At 74.2% G+C, this 19,125-nt stretch carries 19 protein-coding genes; 8 read left to right on the plus strand and 11 right to left on the minus strand.

The annotated features are described in order from the left end of the window. Positions 1 to 97 precede the first annotated feature (97 nt). Both ACYVM4_RS04070 and galE read left to right on the plus strand, forming a co-directional pair. On the plus strand, positions 98 to 1,021 hold the full coding sequence (locus ACYVM4_RS04070) for a hypothetical protein (protein WP_460667732.1): 924 nt from the start codon (positions 98 to 100) through the stop codon (positions 1,019 to 1,021). Between the two features lie 35 nt (positions 1,022 to 1,056). After that, positions 1,057 to 2,079 (plus strand): UDP-glucose 4-epimerase GalE, encoded by a 1,023-nt coding sequence (galE, locus tag ACYVM4_RS04075; protein ID WP_368820303.1) that lies wholly within the window; start codon positions 1,057 to 1,059, stop codon positions 2,077 to 2,079. 15 nt (positions 2,080 to 2,094) lie between these two features. Here the strand turns inward: galE and ACYVM4_RS04080 are convergent, their stop codons facing one another. From ACYVM4_RS04080 to fdxA, 4 genes are all read right to left on the minus strand, one after another. Then, a complete protein-coding gene (locus tag ACYVM4_RS04080) occupies positions 2,095 to 2,460 on the minus strand; it encodes an A1S_2505 family phage non-structural protein (RefSeq protein WP_368820304.1) in 366 nt (121 codons plus the stop codon). Between the two features lie 104 nt (positions 2,461 to 2,564). Beyond that, positions 2,565 to 3,863 (minus strand): citrate synthase, encoded by a 1,299-nt coding sequence (locus ACYVM4_RS04085; RefSeq protein ID WP_368820305.1) that lies wholly within the window; start codon positions 3,861 to 3,863, stop codon positions 2,565 to 2,567. A gap of 164 nt (positions 3,864 to 4,027) precedes the next feature. Then, positions 4,028 to 5,173: a succinyldiaminopimelate transaminase gene (gene dapC, locus ACYVM4_RS04090; RefSeq protein ID WP_368820306.1), complete on the minus strand. Its 1,146-nt coding sequence runs from the start codon at positions 5,171 to 5,173 to the stop codon at positions 4,028 to 4,030. Beyond that, positions 5,170 to 5,502, minus strand: a complete 333-nt coding sequence (fdxA, locus tag ACYVM4_RS04095) for a ferredoxin (protein ID WP_058872613.1) — start codon at positions 5,500 to 5,502, stop codon at positions 5,170 to 5,172. Before fdxA ends, dapC begins: the two co-directional genes overlap by 4 nt. 71 nt (positions 5,503 to 5,573) lie before the next feature. On the opposite strand from fdxA, the gene ACYVM4_RS04100 reads away from it, so the two are divergent. After that, on the plus strand, positions 5,574 to 5,864 hold the full coding sequence (locus tag ACYVM4_RS04100) for a putative acetyltransferase (protein ID WP_368820307.1): 291 nt from the start codon (positions 5,574 to 5,576) through the stop codon (positions 5,862 to 5,864). Positions 5,865 to 5,943: 79 nt separating this feature from the next. On the opposite strand, the gene ACYVM4_RS04105 is transcribed toward ACYVM4_RS04100, so the two are convergent. From ACYVM4_RS04105 to ACYVM4_RS04125, 5 genes are all read right to left on the minus strand, one after another. Next, positions 5,944 to 7,302: a PIG-L family deacetylase gene (locus ACYVM4_RS04105; protein WP_368820309.1), complete on the minus strand. Its 1,359-nt coding sequence runs from the start codon at positions 7,300 to 7,302 to the stop codon at positions 5,944 to 5,946. Positions 7,303 to 7,339: 37 nt separating this feature from the next. Next, complete coding sequence (gene typA / locus ACYVM4_RS04110) at positions 7,340 to 9,253, minus strand: translational GTPase TypA (RefSeq protein ID WP_368820310.1); 1,914 nt, start codon at positions 9,251 to 9,253, stop codon at positions 7,340 to 7,342. Positions 9,254 to 9,495: 242 nt separating this feature from the next. Beyond that, positions 9,496 to 10,194: a maleylpyruvate isomerase family mycothiol-dependent enzyme gene (locus tag ACYVM4_RS04115; protein ID WP_368820311.1), complete on the minus strand. Its 699-nt coding sequence runs from the start codon at positions 10,192 to 10,194 to the stop codon at positions 9,496 to 9,498. A gap of 75 nt (positions 10,195 to 10,269) precedes the next feature. Continuing rightward, positions 10,270 to 11,376 (minus strand): winged helix DNA-binding domain-containing protein, encoded by a 1,107-nt coding sequence (locus tag ACYVM4_RS04120; protein ID WP_460667733.1) that lies wholly within the window; start codon positions 11,374 to 11,376, stop codon positions 10,270 to 10,272. Further along, positions 11,373 to 12,764, minus strand: coding sequence for an MFS transporter (locus tag ACYVM4_RS04125; protein ID WP_460667734.1), 1,392 nt, complete (start codon positions 12,762 to 12,764; stop codon positions 11,373 to 11,375). The genes ACYVM4_RS04120 and ACYVM4_RS04125 overlap by 4 nt, the downstream gene beginning before the upstream one ends. A gap of 143 nt (positions 12,765 to 12,907) precedes the next feature. Between ACYVM4_RS04125 and ACYVM4_RS04130 the strand changes: the two genes are divergently transcribed. Further along, positions 12,908 to 14,491: a cation:proton antiporter domain-containing protein gene (locus ACYVM4_RS04130; RefSeq protein WP_368820314.1), complete on the plus strand. Its 1,584-nt coding sequence runs from the start codon at positions 12,908 to 12,910 to the stop codon at positions 14,489 to 14,491. An 81-nt stretch (positions 14,492 to 14,572) separates the two neighbouring features. After that, positions 14,573 to 15,361 carry a YoaK family protein gene (locus ACYVM4_RS04135; protein ID WP_460667735.1) on the plus strand — a complete coding sequence of 263 codons (789 nt, stop codon included), beginning with the start codon at positions 14,573 to 14,575 and terminating at the stop codon, positions 15,359 to 15,361. Positions 15,362 to 15,409: 48 nt separating this feature from the next. Here ACYVM4_RS04135 and ACYVM4_RS04140 read toward each other — a convergent pair whose 3' ends face one another. Further along, the gene (locus ACYVM4_RS04140) at positions 15,410 to 16,297 is read right to left on the minus strand and encodes an aminoglycoside phosphotransferase family protein (protein ID WP_368820316.1); all 888 of its coding nucleotides are present in this window, start codon (positions 16,295 to 16,297) and stop codon (positions 15,410 to 15,412) included. Positions 16,298 to 16,398: 101 nt separating this feature from the next. On the opposite strand from ACYVM4_RS04140, the gene zupT reads away from it, so the two are divergent. Further along, complete coding sequence (gene zupT / locus ACYVM4_RS04145) at positions 16,399 to 17,184, plus strand: zinc transporter ZupT (protein WP_368820317.1); 786 nt, start codon at positions 16,399 to 16,401, stop codon at positions 17,182 to 17,184. Positions 17,185 to 17,212: 28 nt separating this feature from the next. Here zupT and ACYVM4_RS04150 read toward each other — a convergent pair whose 3' ends face one another. Beyond that, positions 17,213 to 17,821: a mismatch-specific DNA-glycosylase gene (locus tag ACYVM4_RS04150; RefSeq protein WP_368820318.1), complete on the minus strand. Its 609-nt coding sequence runs from the start codon at positions 17,819 to 17,821 to the stop codon at positions 17,213 to 17,215. Positions 17,822 to 17,895: 74 nt separating this feature from the next. On the opposite strand from ACYVM4_RS04150, the gene ACYVM4_RS04155 reads away from it, so the two are divergent. Further along, on the plus strand, positions 17,896 to 18,564 hold the full coding sequence (locus ACYVM4_RS04155) for an alpha/beta hydrolase family protein (RefSeq protein ID WP_368820319.1): 669 nt from the start codon (positions 17,896 to 17,898) through the stop codon (positions 18,562 to 18,564). A gap of 92 nt (positions 18,565 to 18,656) precedes the next feature. Next, positions 18,657 to 19,100 carry a LapA family protein gene (locus ACYVM4_RS04160; RefSeq protein ID WP_460667736.1) on the plus strand — a complete coding sequence of 148 codons (444 nt, stop codon included), beginning with the start codon at positions 18,657 to 18,659 and terminating at the stop codon, positions 19,098 to 19,100. The last annotated feature ends 25 nt before the right edge of the window (positions 19,101 to 19,125 follow it).

Raw genomic sequence — 19,125 nt, forward strand, 5'->3', positions numbered from 1 at the left:
CGCCGGGCGTCCCGTCCTCTCCGCTGCTGATTCCCCTCGCTCGATGACCCCCCGCCCGATGGTCCCAGCCCGTCCTTCCGCCCGCCCAGGAGCGCCCGTGTCCTCCCCCGCCCCCGGCAGACGCATCAGGTCGCTGCGGCTGCCGCTGTTCGTGCTCCTGCTCGCCGGGGCCGTGCTCGCCGCGGGGATCCTGGTGGCCGTCGAGCTGCGCGCGGGCCGCCCCTCCACCGGGGAGCCCCGGTGCGTGGTCTCGAGCACGGACGGCGACGGGCAGCGGCAGCGGCACGCCCTGTCCGCGGAGCAGTCGGCCAACGCCGCCCTGATCACCGCGGAGTCCGTGGCGCGCGGCACCGACCCGTACGCCGCGGTCGTGGCCCTGGCCACCGCGATGCAGGAGTCGCAGCTCGTCAACATCGACTACGGGGACCGGGACTCCGTGGGGCTCTTCCAGCAGCGCCCGTCCCAGGGCTGGGGAACGGCCGAGCAGATCATGGACCCGGCCTACGCCACGGCCGCCTTCTACGACGGCCTCGCCGAGCTCGACTACGCGACGATGTCCGTCACCGACGCCGCCCAGGCGGTCCAGCGCTCCGCGCACCCGGAGGCGTACGCGCGGCACGAGGGCGTCGCCCGGGCCTTCGCGGGCAGCCTGACCGGCGCCACCGAGGGCTCCCTCAACTGCGTGCTGGACGATCCGGTGGAGCCCGGGGACCCCGGCCGGGTGGCCGACGCCCTCGACGACGCGTTCGGGCCGGCGCTCCCGGCCCCGCGCACGGACGGGGACCGGGTGGTCGTGCCCGCGCCCGGAGAGCCCGCGGGCTGGGCGGCGGCGCACTGGGCGGTCGCGCGGGCCGACGCGCTGGGCGTCGCCGAGGTGTCCTTCGACGGGCGCAGCTGGGTCCGGGCGGACCAGCGCACCACCCGTTTCGCACCCGCCCCGGGCTGGGTGGACGACGCCGAGGCGCACCCGGAGGACGCTCCCCCGCCCGACGACGTCGTGGTGGTCCTCGCGAGCCGCTGACGGGCCCGCCCCGGCCCGGCCGATAGGCTGGGACCATGAAGATTCTCGTGACCGGGGGAACCGGCTACATCGGCTCGCACACCGTCCTCGCCCTGCTGGGGGCCGGGCACGACGTCGTCGTGATGGACAACCTCGCGAACTCCTCGCGGACCTCCCTGGAGCGCGTCGAGGAGCTCGCGGGCCGGTCCGTGGCGGCGTTCGCCGAGGTGGACCTCCTCGACCCCGCGGGACTCGACGCCCTGTTCGCCGAGCACCGCCCGGAGGCCGTGATCCACTTCGCCGGGCTCAAGGCCGTCGGCGAGTCGGCCGAGATGCCGCTCTGGTACTACCGCACCAACGTGGCCGGCACCCTCAACCTGCTGGACGCCATGGGGTCCCACGGCTGCCGGTCGATCGTGTTCTCCTCCTCGGCCACGGTCTACGGCGCCCCGGAGGAGATGCCGCTGACCGAGAAGCAGCCCATGGACGCGCAGAACCCGTACGGGCGGACCAAGGAGCACATCGAGGACATGCTCGTGGACCTCGCCGCCTCGGACCCGTCCTGGAACGTCGCCCTGCTGCGCTACTTCAACCCGGTGGGCGCCCACGAGTCCGGCCGGATCGGCGAGGACCCCTCGGGCGTGCCGAACAACCTGCTGCCGTTCATCGCCCAGGTGGCCGTGGGCCGGAGGGAGAGGCTGAAGGTCTACGGCGCCGACTACCCGACCGCCGACGGGACGGGCGTGCGCGACTACATCCACGTGGTGGACCTCGCCGACGGACACCTCAGGGCCCTGGACCACATCACCGAGCACGGCGGGGTGCGCACGTGGAACCTGGGCACCGGCAAGGGCTACTCGGTGCTCGAGGTCCACGCCGCCTTCGAGCGGGCCTCCGGGCGCAGCATCCCCTACGAGCTCGTGGACCGCCGGCCGGGTGACGCCGCGGTGTCCTACGCGGACCCGTCGACGGCTCTCGCGGAGCTGGGCTGGTCCGCCGACCGGGACCTCGACACGATGTGCCGGGACCACTGGAACTGGCAGCGGAGCAACCCCGAGGGCTACGCCGCGGGCGTCTGAGCTGCGGGCCCGGGCTCACCAGCCCCGCGGCCGGACCACGTTGGGCGGCGCGTCGGCGAACAGCGCGGCCACCCGCCGCTCGTCGTGACCGGCGATGCCCGTGCCCACCCGGGTGAGCCAGAACGTCAGCTCGGGGTGCTCCCGGGCGAAGGCCACGAACGCCGCCGCCTCCCGCTCGAGCTCCGGGAGCCCGCTCATGCTGTCGATCGCGTACGAGCGCCCCTGCAGACCGTGTCCCTGGCCGTGGACGGCGCCGAAGCGCTCGACGGCCGTGCGGGCCGCGCCCGCGAGGTGGGCGCCCCGGGCGTTGGAGCCGAAGACGAAGACGTCGTCCGGGCCGAGCTCGGTGATCCGGTCCGGGGTGTGCCGCTGCTCGCTCATGCCACCACGCTACCGGGACGGACGCCTCCGGGGAACGAGGAACGCCGGGCCCGCGCCCCGGAGGGAACGGGCCCGGCGCTCGTCGGTGCCGGGAGCGGGTGTGCTCAGCGCTGCGGGTAGTGCCGCTCGCCCTCGCCCACGTAGAGCTGGCGCGGACGGCCGATCTTGGTCTCCGGGTCCTCGATCATCTCGCGCCACTGCGCGATCCAGCCGGGCAGCCGGCCGATCGCGAAGAGGACGGTGAACATCTTCTCCGGGAAGCCCATCGCCTTGTAGATGAGACCCGTGTAGAAGTCGACGTTCGGGTAGAGCTTGCGCTCCACGAAGTAGTCGTCGGCGAGGGCCTTCTCCTCGAGCCGCATGGCGATCTCGAGCTGCTGGTCGTTGCCGCCCAGCTTCTCGAGGATCTCGTGGGCGTAGTCCTTCACGATGCGGGCCCGGGGGTCGTAGTTCTTGTAGACCCGGTGGCCGAAGCCCATGAGCCGAGCGCCGGACTCCTTGTTCTTGACCTGCTCCATGAAGTCCTCGGGCTTGACGCCCTCCGTCTCGATCCGGTTGAGCATGGCGAGCACGGCCTCGTTGGCGCCGCCGTGCAGCGGGCCGTAGAGGGCGTTGATGCCCGCGGAGACCGAGGCGAACATGTTGGCGTGGGAGGAGCCCACGAGCCGGACGGTGGAGGTGGAGCAGTTCTGCTCGTGGTCCGCGTGCAGCATCAGCAGCACGTCCAGGGCCTTCGCCATGGCCGGGTCGATCTCGTAGTCCTCGGCCGGCACGCCGAAGCACATGCGGAGGAAGTTCTCCGTGTAGTTGAGGTCGTTCTTCGGGTAGAGCATCGGCTCGCCCTTGGACTTCTTGAACGCGTAGGCGGCCAGCGTGGGCACCTTGGCGAGCAGCCGGATGGTGGAGATCTCCACGTGCTCCTGGTCGAACGGATCGAGGGAGTCCGCGTAGAACGTGGAGAGCGCCGAGACGGCCGAGGACAGCACGGGCATGGGGTGCGCGTTGCGCGGGAAGCCGTTGAAGAAGCTCTTGAGGTCCTCGTGGACCATGGTGTGCCGGCGGATCCGGGTGTCGAAGTCCTCGAGCTCGCCCGGCGTGGGCAGCTCGCCGTAGATGAGCAGGTAGGCGGTCTCGATGAAGCTCGAGTGCTGGGCGAGCTCCTCGATCGGGTAGCCCCGGTAGCGGAGGATGCCGTTGTTGCCGTCGATGTAGGTGATGGCGGAGCGCGCGTTCGCCGTGTTCATGAACCCGGGGTCGAAGGCGACGTTGCCGGTCTCCTTGAGCATGTTCGTGATCGCGTACCCACGGTTGCCCTCGGTGGCGTCCTGGATGGGCAGTTCGAGAGGGCTGCCGTTCCCGTAGTCGAGCCGGGCCGTCCCGGTCTTCTGTGCAGACTCAGTCATGTTCGTCCTCCGCGAGTGGATGTCGGTGTCCGGTGCCCGTGGTCGCCGTGCCGGGCGCCGCCGTCGGCGCAGCACGGCCGTGTCCCGGGACACAGCGATCGTCAGGGTCCAACCTACCTGCTCCGTCCACGCCGGGACCAATCCCGGCGCGGCCGCGGAGCGTGTCAGGCGCCGCCGAGCCGCTCCACGGCGGCGTCGATCCGCTCGTCGGTGGCGGTGAGGGCGAGGCGCACGTACCCCTCGCCGGCCGTGCCGTAGAACACCCCTGGGCCCACCACGACGCCCCGCTCGGCGAAGCGCTGCACCGTGGTCCACGTGTCCTCCCCGGCCGTGCACCACAGGTAGAGCCCGGCCTCGGAGTGCTCGACGCGCAGCCCGAAGGCCTCGGCGGCGGGGACGAGCCGCTCGCGGCGGGACCGGTAGAGCGCCTTCTGCGCGGTGACGTGGGCGTCGTCCCCGAGGGCGGCCCGCATGGCCTCCTGGATCGGGGCGGGCACGATCATCCCGGCGTGCTTGCGGGAGTTCACCAGGCTCGCCATGAGCCGGGCGTCGCCGGCGAGGAACGCGGCCCGGTAGCCGGCGGCGTTCGACTGCTTCGACATCGAGTACGCGGACAGCAGCAGGGAGTCGTCCCCTCCGCTGACCCGGGGGTCGAGCACCGACGGCACCGGGGTGCCGCCCTGCTGGACGTCCCAGGCGCCCCAGCCCAGTTCGGCGTAGCACTCGTCCGAGGCGACCACGGCCCCGAGGGCGCGGGCCTGGTCGACCACGCGCCGCAGCGACGCCGCGTCCCGGACGATGCCCGTGGGGTTGGCGGGCGAGTTCAGCCACACCATGCGCACGCGGGAGCGCTCGTCGTCGCCGAGCTCGTCGAGGTCGTCCGCCGCCACGGCCTCGGCGCCGGCCAGCCGGGCACCGATGTCGTAGGTGGGATAGGCCACCGTGGGGCGCACGACGACGTCACCGGGGCGCAGGCCGAGGAGCAGCGGCAGCCAGGCGACCAGCTCCTTGGAGCCGACCGTGGGCATGACCGCGGCGGGGTCCAGGCCGGGCACGCCGCGGCGCCGCGCGTACCACGCGACGACGGCCTCCCGCAGGGCGGGGGTGCCGTGGGTGGTCGGGTAGCCGTGGGCGTCGGCGGCGGAGGCCAGCGCGTCCTGGACGACCAGCGGCGTGGGGTCCACGGGCGTGCCGATGGACAGGTCCACGACCCCGCCGGCGTGCTCCGCGGCGACGGCGCGGTAGGGCGCCATCGTGTCCCACGGGTAGTCGGGCAGGGCGAGGCCGAAGGACCGGTCCCCCTGTGTCACAGGGCGACGTCCTGGTTCTGCGGCGGCAGCGCGGCGATCATGGGGTGGTCGGTGTGGGTGTTGCCGAGCTTCGCGGCGCCGCCGGGCGAGCCGAGGTCGTCGAAGAACTCGACGTTCGCCTTGTAGTAGTCGGCCCACTCGTCGGGGGTGTCGTCCTCGTAGTAGATGGCCTCCACGGGGCACACCGGCTCGCACGCACCGCAGTCCACGCACTCGTCGGGGTGGATGTAGAGCGAGCGCTCCCCCTCGTAGATGCAGTCGACGGGGCACTCCTCGACGCAGGCCTTGTCCTTCACGTCGACACAGGGCTGGGCGATGACGTAGGTCACGGGGGTTCGAACCTTTCTCCTGGGATTGCTCCGACCAGTCTAGCCACGGCGTCCTGGCTAGGATGACAGCCATGGAGCATCCGACATCCGGCTCAACATCGCCGTCCGGGACGTCATCTTCGGCGCTGGGTCTGCTCACCGGCCTGCCTGCTGGTACGCGCGTGAGCGTGCGCTACGCCCTGCCCGACGACGACGCCTCCGGGCTGCCGCTCACCGACGCCCTGGGCGAGCTGCTGGCCGCGGACGAGGAGGCCGTCACGGTGCGGACCCGCCGCGGGGACGTGCTGATCGGGGCCGGCAAGGTCCGGGCCGCACGGGTCGTCCCGCCCGCGCCGCCGCGGCGGCGACCGCGGCAGGACTGAGCACCACGGGAGCGGGCGCCGCCGGACCGGACGCCGTGGGTCCGGGCGCCGTGGGTCCAGGAGCCGTGGAGCCGGGAGCTCAGGCGGCGCCGGTCCTCCGCCGCCGGGCGCGCAACCAGCCGGCCGTGACGAGCACGGACAGGAGGGTCACCGCGAAGACCAGCGCGAACCAGGCGAGGCCCAGGATCCCCACGGGCGTGCCGGGATCGGTGACGACGATCACGGAGCCGTCCCCGCCGTAGGCGAACAGCCAGGAGACGAGGTAGCCGATCAGTCCCGGCACGGCGGCGGCCCACACGCGGCGGGTCGCCGTGCCGACCCACAGGGACACGCTGAGTAGCAGGGCGGTCGCGAAGAGCAGGCCCCAGGGGAACCACCACCCCGCGGGGGAGTACCAGACGGCGCCGTGCAGGACGGTGGCCACGGACGCGGCCACGGCGCCGGCCGCGAGGGACGTCACGAGCGCCGAGAGCACGGAGGCACGGGCGTGCCGGGGCGCCTCCTCCTCCGCGACGACCGCGTCGGGGTCCCCGGCGAGCAGCCTATAGGTCTCGAGGGCGCTGAAGGGCTGCCACACCCCGTTGGAGAGGGCGAAGCGCGAGCCGTCCTCGGCCAGCACGAGCTGGGTGGCGTGGGCGGCCATGGCGGTCCGCTTGCGCTCGGCGGAGCCGTGCACCGCGGCCTGCGGCCGCGGGTCCTCGGGCCGCGCCTCGCCCTCGACGGCCCACACGAGAGGGGTCCGCCAGGGGCCGGCGAGCGTGCCGCCGGCGACCTCGGCCGGGCGGGCGGCGAGCTCGGCGCCGCGCACCGCGACGGCGGAGGTGCGGACGTGGTCGGGGTGGCCGTAGCCGCCGTCGTCGTCGTAGGTGACGAGCACGTGCGGGCGGACCGCCCGGACCGCGGCGGCGACGTGGGCGGCGGCCTCGTCGGCCGTGGCCGCGGTGAGGCTGTGCGGCGAGGAGTCCTCCGCGGGGGCGGCCCGGCCGTCAGGGCCCCAGGACATGCCGGAGTCGTGGTAGTGGCCCGTGCCGCTGGCGAAGCCCACGGCGGGGTCGAGGGCGGGGGGCTCCCCCGCGAAGAAGCGCTCGGCCACGCCCAGGCGGGCCGCGGCGTCGTCGAGCTCGCCGACCCGGTACCGGCCCAGGGCCGTGCCGTCGTCGGAGCACTCCGGGCGGCCGACCTCGAGCGCGTGCAACGGCTCGGGGATCACCTCGCCGCGCTCGCCGCGGGTCATGGTGAGCAGCTCGACCCGTGCGCCGAGCTCCGCGTACCGGCCCATGGTGGCGCCGGTGGCAATGGACTCGTCGTCGGGGTGGGCGTGCACGAACAGGAGCCGGGCGTCCTCCGGGCGCAGACCCGGGGGCAGCAGCCCCGGCAGGGCGTCCTCGCGCACGAGGACGCCCTGCTCGGGGTAGTACGGGACGGGTTGCTGGGTCACGGCCGGGCCTGCTGCGCTGTGCCGGTGAGGTCCGGGGTCAGGCGCGGGCCCGGGCCCGGTGCGCCTTCATCCGCTCGTTGGCGTCGAGGATGACCTTGCGGATGCGGATGGCGTCCGGGGTGACCTCCACGCACTCGTCCTCGCGGGCGAACTCGAGGGACTCCTCGAGGGTCAGCTTGCGCGGGGGCGTGAGGTTCTCGAAGGTGTCGGAGGAGGCCGCACGCATGTTGGTGAGCTTCTTCTCCTTCGTGATGTTCACGTCCATGTCGTCGGCGCGCGAGTTCTCGCCCACGATCATGCCCTGGTAGACCTCGGAGGTCGGCTCCACGAAGAAGGACCCGCGCTCCTGGAGGTTGATCATGGCGAACGGGGTGACCACGCCGGCGCGGTCGGCGATCATCGAGCCGTTGGTGCGGTACTCGATGTCCCCGGCCCACGGCTCGTAGCCGTCGGCGTAGGAGGACGCGATGCCGGCGCCGCGGGTCTCGGTGAGGAACCTGGTGCGGAAGCCGATCAGCCCGCGGGCGGGGACCTTGAACTCCATCCGCACCCAGCCGGTGCCGTGGTTGGCCATGGCCTCCATGCGGCCCTTGCGCCCGGCCATCAGCTGGGTCACGGCGCCGAGGAACTCGTCGGGCACGTCGATGGTCATGTGCTCGTAGGGCTCGTGCACCTTGCCGTCGACGGTCTTCGTCACGACCTGGGGCTTGCCCGCGGTGAGCTCGAAGCCCTCGCGGCGCATCTGCTCCACGAGGATCGCCAGGGCCAGCTCGCCGCGGCCCTGGACCTCCCAGGCGTCGGGGCGCTGGGTGGGGAGCACCTTGAGCGAGACGTTGCCGACGAGCTCCTTGTCGAGGCGGTCCTTGACCTGGCGGGCCGTGACCTTGGTGCCCTTGGTGCGCCCGGCCAGCGGGGAGGTGTTGATGCCGATGGTCATGGAGATCGCGGGGTCGTCCACCGTGATCAGGGGTAGGGGCTGGGGATTCTCCGGGTCGGTGAGGGTCTCGCCGATGGTGATGTCCTCGATCCCGGCCACGGCCACGATCTCGCCGGGGCCGGCGGAGTCGGCCGGGACGCGGTCCAGGCCCTTGGTGGCCAGCAGCTCGGAGATCCGGACGTTCTTGAGCTCGCCGTTAGCGCGCGCCCAGGCCACGGTCTGGCCCTTCTTGAGGGTGCCGTTGAAGATGCGCAGCAGGGCGAGACGGCCCAGGAACGGGGAGGCGTCCAGGTTGGTCACGTGCGCCTGGAGCACGCCCTCGGGATCGTAGGAGGGCGCGGGGACGTGCTTGATGATCGTCGCGAACAGCGGCTCGAGGTCCTCGTTGTCCGGCAGGCCGCCGTTCTCGGGCTGCGCCAGGGAGGCCCGGCCGTCACGGCCCGCGGCGTAGACCACGGGCACGTCCAGGACGGCGTCCAGGTCGAGGTCCGGCTCGTCCTCGGAGATGTCCGAGGCCAGGCCCAGCAGCAGGTCCATGGACTCGTGCACGACCTCCTCGATCCGGGCGTCCGGGCGGTCGACCTTGTTGACCACGAGGATGACGGGGAGCTTGGCCTCGAGGGCCTTGCGCAGCACGAAGCGGGTCTGCGGCAGCGGGCCCTCGGAGGCGTCCACGAGCAGCACGACGCCGTCGACCATGGACAGGCCGCGCTCGACCTCGCCGCCGAAGTCGGCGTGGCCGGGGGTGTCGATGACGTTGATGGTGATGGTCTTCCCCTCGGCGGAGGGACCGTCGTAGAACACCGTGGTGTTCTTGGCGAGGATCGTGATCCCCTTCTCGCGCTCCAGGTCACCGGAGTCCATCACGCGCTCCTCGACCTCACCGTGGGAGGAGAACGCGTGCGTCTGCTGGAGCATCGCGTCCACGATGGTGGTCTTGCCGTGGTCGACGTGGGCCACGATGGCCACGTTGCGGAGGTCGGCGCGCTGGGCGGTGGTGGAGGTGACAGGCATACGCGTGGGTCTCTCTTCGGGTGGAGATGCGGGGGGAGGTGCAGCCCTCCCGATGGGTGCGGCCGGGGCGCCGCCGCGCACCCGGAGGGACCCGGGCGGGAGCGCCCGCTCAGCGGGCCGTAGACCATTCTACCCCGCGGGGCCGCTCGGGCGGCACCCCGGGGGCCTGTGACCCCGCCGACTCCCCCGGTCGCCCCGTCCCGGGCGGCGCCGGGGAGCCCCGCCGCGCCCGGGGCGTGCGGTCACCAGGCGGGCAGCACCGGCAGCGGGCCGTCGGCCTCGACGTTCGCGCCGTCGCCGCGGGCCAGCCACTCGAGCAGGCCCTCCCGGTCGGACTCGACACGCAGGGCGCCGTCGCCGATCACCCACTCGTCGCGCTCCTCCGTCACCAGCGTCATGCCGGGCGCGCCCTTGGCGCGCATGGTGCGCACCGCGGCCTCGAGGGCGTTGAGCAGCGAGTCGGGGTCGGCCTCCTCGATGGTCCAGGCGGTGTCGAGGTCGTGGTGGTGGACGACGACCTCGGCGATGCGCAGCGCCACGATGGAGGTCGCGGGGATCTGCTTGCCGTGCAGGTGCACCTCCTCGACCGCGAGCTCCCCGGTCAGCCGCTGGGCCTGCTCGGCGAAGTAGGACGCGGACTCGCGGGCCTTCTCGACCAGCTCCTCGCGGGGCAGGGCGGCCAGCTCGGCGATGTCCTGGTTGCGGGCCTCCATGGACGCGTAGGGGGCCTGCTCCTGCCCTGTGACGGCCCAGTCGACGAGCTTGACGAGGGCACGCCCGTTGGAGGCGATGTGGGCGACGACGTCGGCGCGGCGCCATCCGTCGCACAGCGAGGGAGCGGCCAGCTCGTCGTCGGACAGGGACGCGGTGGTGGCCAGGAACATCTCGGTCTCGCGCCCGAGGCGGGAGAGGTCCGAGTGCAGGCGGGCGGGATTGATCATGGCCTCACCCTAGCGAGCGCGGGGTGGGCCGGACCACCTCCCGGGCCCCGGGACCCATACCGGCTCCGTCTCGGCTCAGAGGGCCGGCAGCCGCGCGAAGGCCCGCTCGGCGGCGCGGCGGCGGGCGGGGGAGAGCTCCTCGAACGGGTCGAGCGCGAGCTCGGCCCCCCCGGCGCGGCGCACGCGCCCCCAGGTCCCCACGATCCGCCCGCCCGCCACGAGGGTGGGCTTGAAGACCCCGTTGCCGCCGGGGACGATCCGGGTCGCGTGGTCCGGGGCCAGCACGTGGGACCGGTCCCCGTAGCCCAGGACGTACTCGTCGAAGGGCGGCAGCAGGAAGACCCCGGCGGCCCGGCGGTCGCCGGGTGCGGGGCCCTCGAGCACCTCGGGGGCGCACCACAGCTCGCGGCCGGCGCGGTCGTGCACCGCCACGACACCGTCCGTGCCCGCCAGCGCGGCCCGCACCGCGGATCGCGGCAGCGCCGCCCACCGGGCGGCGTCCGCGACGGAGGCCGGGCCGTGGCCGCGCAGGTACCGGCGCACCCAGCGCGCGACGACGGGCGGGGTGCCGCCGGCGCCCGTCCCGGCCTCGGCGGTCCCCTCCCCCGCCGCCGGGACCCAGTCCGCGACGGGCACGACCAGCTGGTCCCGTCCGTCCGCGGTCAGCGGGCCCAGGCACAGGGTCGCGTCCAGGTGCAGGGCGAGCATCAGGTGGTAGGCCCGGCCCGGCTCCCCCAGCAGCCCGGCCTCCTCCCACGCGGCGTGCAGCCGCTCGCGGGGCTGCGGGCCGTGGCGCAGCGCGGCGAGCGCGGTCTCCCGGGCCGCGTCGAGCCGCTCGTCGATGCCCAGGGCCCGGCGCCGGGCGGCCGTCGAGGCGACGGTGCGGGGGCCCAGGACCGCCAGCCACGCGCGCAGCTCCTCGGCGGGCACCAGGTGCAGGGTGCCGCGCATGGGCCACGTGCGCACGATCCGGCCGTCCTCGAAGGCCTGCCGCAGTCCGTCGGACCCGCCGGCCCGCCGCAGGCCGACCGACACCAGGGCGCCGGGCAGGTCCTGCGCCTGGACGGCCCCGAGGCTCCGCACCACGTCCTCGGGCGTCACGTCCTCCGGGCGCACGAGTCCGTGGGCCGCGAGCCGCGCGAGGCCGATCTCGCGGTCGGTCAGGACCGTCGGGGAGGTCACCGCAGGGCCCGTCCCCGTTGCTCGGGCAGGGCGAAGGCGGAGAGCGCGGCCACGAGGAAGGCGGCGCCGAAGACGGCGAAGACGGTGACGACGTCGTAGCGCTCCCCGCCGAGCGCGAGCAGCGCCGGAACGGTGAGCGGGGCCAGGATGGAGGCGACTCGGCCGAACGCCGCCGCCGCACCGGTCCCCGTCCCGCGCAGCGCGGTGGGATAGAGCTCGGGGCCGATCGCGTACAGCGCGCCCCACGCGCCCAGGTTGAAGAAGGACAGCGCCATGCCGGAGCCGATCACCTGCCACGGGAGCACGATGCTGCCCATCGACACGATGCCGAAGAGCAGGGCGCTCACCGCGGAGCCCCCGAGGAACACGGCCAGCGTGATCCGCCGGCCCCAGACCTCGATGAGCCAGGCGGCCACGGCGTAGCCGGGCAGCTGGGCGAGCGTGATGACCAGGACGTAGCCGAAGGACGTGGTCAGGGTGAGGCCCTGCTGGAGCAGCAGCGTGGGCAGCCAGGTGAACGCCCCGTAGTAGGCGAAGTTGATGCAGAACCAGACGGTCCACAGCGCCGTCGTGCGCCGCCGCAGGGACGGCCCCCAGATCGCCGTCGCCTCCTCCGCCGGGCCCGGACCGGTCTCCTCGGCGGCCCGGGCCTGCGCGGCGGTCTCGGCCCGGGAGCGGCCCAGGGGCCGGGCCCGTTCGAACCGGCGCACCGCGGCCTCGGCCTCGTCGGTCCGGCCCCGGTGCTCGAGGAAGCGCACGGACTCGGGCAGGGCCCGGCGCACGACCACGGCGTAGAGGGCCGGCACGAGACCCACCACGAGCGCCCAGCGCCACCCGTCCGGGGAGGACGGCACGACGAAGTAGCCCACGAGCGCGGCGAGGATCCAGCCGACGGCCCAGAAGGACTCGAGGACCACCACCACGCGGCCGCGGATCCGCCGGGGGGCGTACTCGGAGACGAGGGTGGAGGCGACGGGCAGCTCGGCGCCGAGGCCGAGGCCCACCACGAAGCGCAGGATCACGAGCGCGGCGAGGGAGCCGACGAGCGCGGACGCTCCGGTGGCCGTGCCGTAGACGAGCAGGGTCAGGGCGAAGACCTGGCGCCGGCCGAGCCGGTCGGCCAGGAGCCCGCCGAGGCTGGCGCCCACGGCCATGCCCACGAAGCCGATCGACGCGAGCAGGGACAGCTGCCCGGAGCCCAGGCCCCACTCCTGGGCGAGGGCGGCCATCACGAAGGAGATCAGGCCCACGTCCATGGCGTCCAGGGCCCAGCCGACGCCGGAGCCGACCAGCAGCTTCCGGTGCTCGGTGGTGAACGGCAGCCGGTCCAGCCGCTGGGACCGCGTCGGCGCGGACGTGGCGCCGGCGGGCCCCTGGCTCTCGTGCATGCTCCGGTCCTTCCCTCGCTGCCCAGTGCTGCGACCACTGTAGGCGGTGCGGGTCGCCGGGCGCCCCGGACGGTCCCGGGAGCGGGGCCCGAACTCGTTCTAGACTGGGAGGGTCCCACCACCGGCCGGCGAGGGAGCTGCCTGTGTCCACGGTCGCCGTGTATCTCGTCGTCGCCTTCGGGGCCGGTGCCCTGGCCGTCCTCGCGCGCCTGCCGCCCCTGATCGGGTTCCTCGCGGCCGGCTTCGTGCTCAACGGCCTGGGCGTGGAGCGGCTCCCCGTGCTCGACCAGCTGGCCGACGTCGGGGTGACCCTGATGCTCTTCGGCATCGGGCTCAAGCTCGACGCCCGGTCCCTGCTGCGCAAGGAGATTTGGGGGACGGCCGGGATCCACATGGTCCTGAGCACGTCCCTCGGGGCGGGACTGCTGGGCCTGCTCATGGTGGTGGGGCTGCAGCTGCCGGGCGAGAACCTCCGCGCGCTGCTGCTGGCCGGGTTCGCCCTGTCCTTCTCGAGCACCGTGCTGGTGTTCAAGGTCCTCGAGGAGCGCAGCGAGACCACGTCCCTCTACGGGCGCGTGGCGATCGGCATCCTCATCATCCAGGACGTCGCGGCCGTCGCGTTCATCACCGCCACGAGTGAGCACCCGCCGAGCCCGTGGGCCCTGGCCCTGGTGCTCCTGTTGCCGGCGGCGTGGCTGTTCCGCCGGATCTGGGACCACATCGGCCACGGGGAGATGCAGGCCCTGTTCGGGGTGCTCATGGCCCTGGTCCCGGGCTACGTCGCCTTCTCCGCCGTGGGCATCAAGGGGGACCTCGGAGCGCTGCTCGTCGGCATGCTCCTGGCCTCCCACGCCAACGCCGGGGAGCTGTCCCGCACCCTGTTCACCCTCAAGGACCTCCTGCTGGTCGCCTTCTTCGTCTCGATCGGCTTCCACGGGATGCCGACCCTCGAGATGGTCGCCATGGGCGTGCTGCTGCTGGGCCTCCTGCCGGTGCAGGCGATGCTGTTCGTGCTGCTGCTGTGGATGTTCGGGCTGCGCCGCCGCACGTCCCTGCGCACGGGCGTGGCACTGGGCAACCACTCCGAGTTCGCCCTCATCGTGGGGGCCATCGGCGTCTCGGCGGGGATGTTCGACGAGGACTGGCTGGTGATGCTCTCCGTGGCGGTCGCCCTGAGCTTCGTGGTCTCGGCCCTGCTCAACCGGCGCGGCTCCACCCTGACCAGCACCCTCGCCCGCCGGCTGCCGGAGCACCCCGACGACCGGCTGCACCCGGAGGACCGTCCCATCGACATCAGCCACGCCGAGGTGCTCGTGCTCGGCATGGGCAGGGTGGGGCAGGCCGCCTACCGGGAGCTCGCCGAGGAGCACGGCTACTCCGTGGTGGGCATCGAGAACGCCACGGACCGTGTGGAGCGGCTGCGGGCGCAGGGGCTCGACGTCCAGGAGGCCGACGCGACCGACCAGGAGTTCTGGGAGCGGGTGATCGCGACCGGCCACGTGAAGGTCGCCGTGCTCGCCATGCCCTTCCACGGGTCCAACCTCGTGGCCCTCCAGCAGCTGAGCGCCACGGGCTTCGAGGGGGCCGTGGCCGCCGTGGCGCAGTACGACGACGAGGTGCAGGAGCTGCGCGGGCACGGGGTCCGGACGGTCTTCAACCTCTACAGCGGCGCCGGCCTCGCCCTGGCCGCCGAGACCGTCGAGGCCCTCGGCCCCCGGGCCGACTGACCGGGGCCGGGCGGGGCCCGCACCCCTGCGACGGCCCTCCCGGCGACGCGGCCCGGGCCGTTCCGGGGCTGGGCTCGCGGCATGAGGGCCCGGATCGACCGCTACCTGCTCAACGTCGCGGGACCCCGCCGCACCCCCGCCCTCAACCGGCACCTCGCCTACCTGCTCGCCCTGGTGGCCGGAGTGCTCAACTCCGTGGGCTTCGTGGCCGTGGCCGTGTACACCTCCCACATGACGGGGCTCACCGCGATGGTCGCCGACCACCTCGTGCTGGGCGACCTGCGGCTCGTGGCGGTCGGCGTGCTGGCCGTGGTCGCCTTCACGTGCGGGGCCGCGTGCTGCGCGCTGATGTTCAACCGGGCGCGGCGCCGCGGGCTGCACAGCCGCTACGCCAACGTCCTGCTGCTCGAGGGCCTGCTCATGCTCGCCTTCGGGCTCCTGGCCGAGAGCCTCACCTGGGCGCACCGGCACCTCCTGTTCGTCCCGGTGCTCGCGTTCACCATGGGACTGCAGAACGCCGTGATCACCAAGATCTCGGGCGCCCAGATCCGCACCACCCACGTGACGGGCATGGTCACGGACATCGGCATCGAGCTCGGCAAGTTCCTCTACCGCAACCGGCTCGCGGACGCCGACCCCGTGACCGGCGACGCCGGGAAGCTCCGGCTGCTGGCCGCGCTCGTGGGACTGTTCTTCGCCGGCGGGGTGCTCGGCGCCCTGGGCTACCTGGCCGTGGGCTTCCCGATCCTCGTGCCCACCGCGCTCACCCTGCTCGTGGCGGCGTGGCGCCCGCTCGCCGCGGACCTGGGCTTCCGCCGCGCTTCGCCTCCTGAGCCGGGGAGCGGGCCTGGTGCGGGTGCCGGGCCCTGACATCGGACCCGCCCCCCGGCCCCGCCCCTGGCCCCGGCGGACGATGCCTCAGGCGCCCCGCTGCAGCGCCTTGCACAGCTGGACCAGCCGGCTGACCTCGCGGTGCGGGGCCCCGGTGGGACGGGCGACCTCGTCCCGGGCCGCCACCGCGCACCGGACGAGCGCCCACGCCCGGAGGCGCTCGTCGTCGGCGCCGGCGGCCAGGGCGAGGGCCTCCATCCGGTCCGCCAGGGCCGCGGCCAGGACCCCGCCGTGCCCGGCCTCGTCCGCGCGGTGCCACAGGGCGGGGACCAGCGCGAACTCCGGGGTGCCGACCACCGCGTCGGCCCCGGTGGCCAGCCACGGGGCGCGCGCCGACGCGCGGACGGCACCGTAGTGCAGGCCCTGGTGCACGAGCGCCGCGTCCAGCTCGTCGCGCCGGAGCCGCTCGAGGCTCTTGACGGCCTGCAGCCGGAACCGGCGCGGGAACCGGGCGTCCAGGTCCGCTGCTCCCTCCAGCTCCGCCTGCCACCGCCGGGCGGTCGCGGACAGGCGCGGGAACGGGGGCCGCGCCGGGCGGGCGAGGACCCGGGTCAGCTCGCCGAGCACGCGGCAGGCCTCGAGCACCGGCAGGTCGTGCAGGTCCCGCTCGGCGGTGCGCTCGAGCAGCAGCGCCCGGTCTGCGGGCTCCGCCCGGAGCAGCCGCACGGCCCCGCGGCCGGCCCACACGCGCAGGGCCAGGTGCTCGTGCTCGGCGCCGGGCCGCGGCGGGGAGAGCCGCAGCACGGCCGGCTCCCCGGCGCGGGTGCGCACCGGCAGGACCAGGGCCCCGTCGTCGTCCCGCGCCCGCCCGTCCGGGACCAGCTCCCACGCGGTCGTGTACCGGTCGGCGAGCCCGGCCGGGACATCCACCGGGCGGCCGCCAGTTCCCGGGACGTGCCCGGAGGAAGTCGTCATCGGACCATTCTGGCGCACCGCAGAACGGCTCCCCAGGGCGCCCGTGCCGTTCGCTAGACTGCGAGCGCCCCACCCCGCCCACGAACGGAGTCGACCCGCCCGTGAACGAGCTGCTGTTCGCCTTCGGCCTGACGCTGTTCGCGGGGCTGGCCACGGGCGTGGGCGCCTTCCTGTCCCTGGTCACCAAGCGCACCGACGCCAAGTTCCTGGCGGTGAGCCTCGGCTTCTCGGCCGGGGTGATGATCTACGTGTCCATGATCGAGATCTTCGTCAAGGCCCAGGTCGCCCTGGTCGCGGAGCTCGGCGCGCGCTCCGGGGCGTGGGCCACGGCGGGCGGGTTCTTCGCGGGGATCCTCCTGATCGCGGTCATCGACCGGCTCGTGCCCGCCCGCGCCAACCCGCACGAGTACCCGCACGACGACGCCGGGCGGCAGCGCCGGCTCATGCGGATGGGGACGATGACCGCGGTGGCGATCGCGATCCACAACTTCCCCGAGGGCTTCGCGACCTTCGTGGCGGCCATGCAGGAGCCGTCCGTGGCGATCCCGGTGGTCGTGGCGATCGCGCTGCACAACATCCCCGAGGGGATCTCCGTGGCGGTGCCCATCTACCACGCCACGGGCAGCCGCCGGAAGGCCTTCCGCTGGGCGTTCCTCTCGGGCCTGGCGGAGCCCGTCGGCGGGGTGCTCGGGTACCTCGTCCTGCTCCCCTTCCTCGACGACGTCCTCTTCGGCGTCGTGTTCGCGAGCGTGGCCGGGATCATGGTGTTCATCTCCCTGGACAAGCTGCTGCCCACGGCCCAGGAGTACGGCGAGCACCACCTGTCGGTCTACGGGCTGGTGGCCGGGATGGCGGTCATGGCGGTGAGCCTGCTCCTGTTCGTCTGAGGCGCATGCGGCACCCGCCGGGACCGGGTCACGGGAGCGCCCGGGCGGCCGGGAGGCCCGCCGCCCGGCCGGCCTCGGCGAACGCGGCGGCGAGGCTCGCCCGGGACGCGTGGGCGTTGAGCCCGCTCGGGCTCGGCAGCGCCCACAGCTGCGCCCCGGCCAGCTCCCGGTCCTGGCGCCCGAGCGCGGCCCCCGGGTCCGCGAAGGCGTGCCGGTAGGCGGTGACCCCGGCGACCGCGACGACGGCGGGGCGCAGCTCGGCGACGAGCTCCGCGAGCCGCTCCCGGCCGGCCACGAACTCGGCGGGGTCCAGCTCGTCGGCCCGGGCGGTGGCCCGGCGCACCAGGTTCGTGATGCCGAGGCCCCGGCCCAGGACGTGCTCCCGGTCCGCCGCGCTCATCCCGGCCGAGCAGTCCACGAGCCGGCCGGTGAGCCCGGCGTCGTGCAGGGCCGGCCAGAACCGGTTGCCGGGCCGGGCGAAGTGGGCCTGGGTGGCCGCGGCCCACAGGCTCGGGTTGATGCCGCAGATCAGCAGGCGCAGGTCCGGGCCGAGCAGGTCGGGCAGGGTCGTGTTCCGGGCGGCCTCGAGGTCCGCCCGGCTCGGCCGGGCGCCGCCGGACGCGTTGGGGGATGCCATGGCCACATGCTAGGCCGCGCCCCGCCCGGTGGGCACCACGGGCCCCGGGTGCCCACCGGGCTACCGTGGTGGCCATGCCCCGACCCACCGAGCTCGTCGTGCCCACCGAAACCGGACCGGGACGCCTCCTGGTGTCCCCCGCCGAGACCCCCGCGGCGCTGCTGTGGCTCGGGCACGGCGCGGGCGGGGGCGCCGGTGCCCAGGACCTCGTCGCTCTCGCCGACGAGCTCCCCCGCCACGGCATCACGGTGGTGCGCCACGAGCAGCCGTGGGTGCTCGCCGGGCGGAGGATCGCACCCCGTCCGGCCGCCCTCGACGCCGGGTGGCTGGCCGCCGCCCCTGCCGTGACCGAGCTGGCGGACGGGCTGCCCGTGGTCGTCGGGGGCCGCAGCGCCGGGGCGCGCGTGGCGTGCCGGACGGCCGCCGCGGTGGGCGCGTCCGCCGTCGTCTGCCTGGCCTTCCCCCTGCACCCGCCGGGCCGGCCGGAGCGCTCGCGGGCCGAGGAGCTGCTGCGCCCCACGGTTCCCGTGCTCGTGCTGCAGGGCACGCGGGACGCCTTCGGCTCGGCGGACGAGGTCGTGGCCGCCGCGGACGGCGCGCCGGAGGTCGCCGTCGTCCCGGTGGAGGGTGCGGACCATGCCATGACGGTCCGCCGGTCAGGGCCCGTGGGCCAGGAGGACACGCTCGCGCTGGTCGCCGCCGAGGTGCACCGCTTCCTCCGGCGGGTGCGCACGACCCGCTGAGCACCGGCGGGTCTTCAGCGCCGCGCCGACCAGGACTACCGTGAGGAGCACAGGGTCACCGCGACCCGTCCGCGACCAGGGAGAGAACCGTCATGGCCCGCACCCCAGAATCCTCCGACCCGCACCGGCCTGATCCCTCCCCCGTGGAGGGCCCGCGGATCCCCACGCCGGACGCGTCCGCCGCGGACCGCCCGGCGGCCGGCCGTGAGCCGGCCGTCCGGCCGCAGGTGGGCACGGACCCCGCGCTGGACGAGCACCAGAAACAGGGCATCTCGGGGGCCATGTGGACCGCCCTGATCCTCGGCCTGCTGATCCTGATCCTGCTGCTGGTCTTCATCCTGCAGAACAACGTCCCGGCGGTCTTCAACTACATGGGCTGGGAGTTCATCCTCCCCCTCGGCGTCGCCATGCTGCTGGCGGCCGTCGCCGGTGCCCTCATCATGGGCCTCGTCGGCTCCGTGCGGCTGTTCAAGCTGGGCCACCGGGTGCGCAAGCTCGAGAAGGAGCGCGCCGACATCAAGCGTGCGCTGCGCTGATCCCCCGGGGACGCCCGCCGGTCCG

This window comes from Kocuria himachalensis (assembly GCF_054784195.1).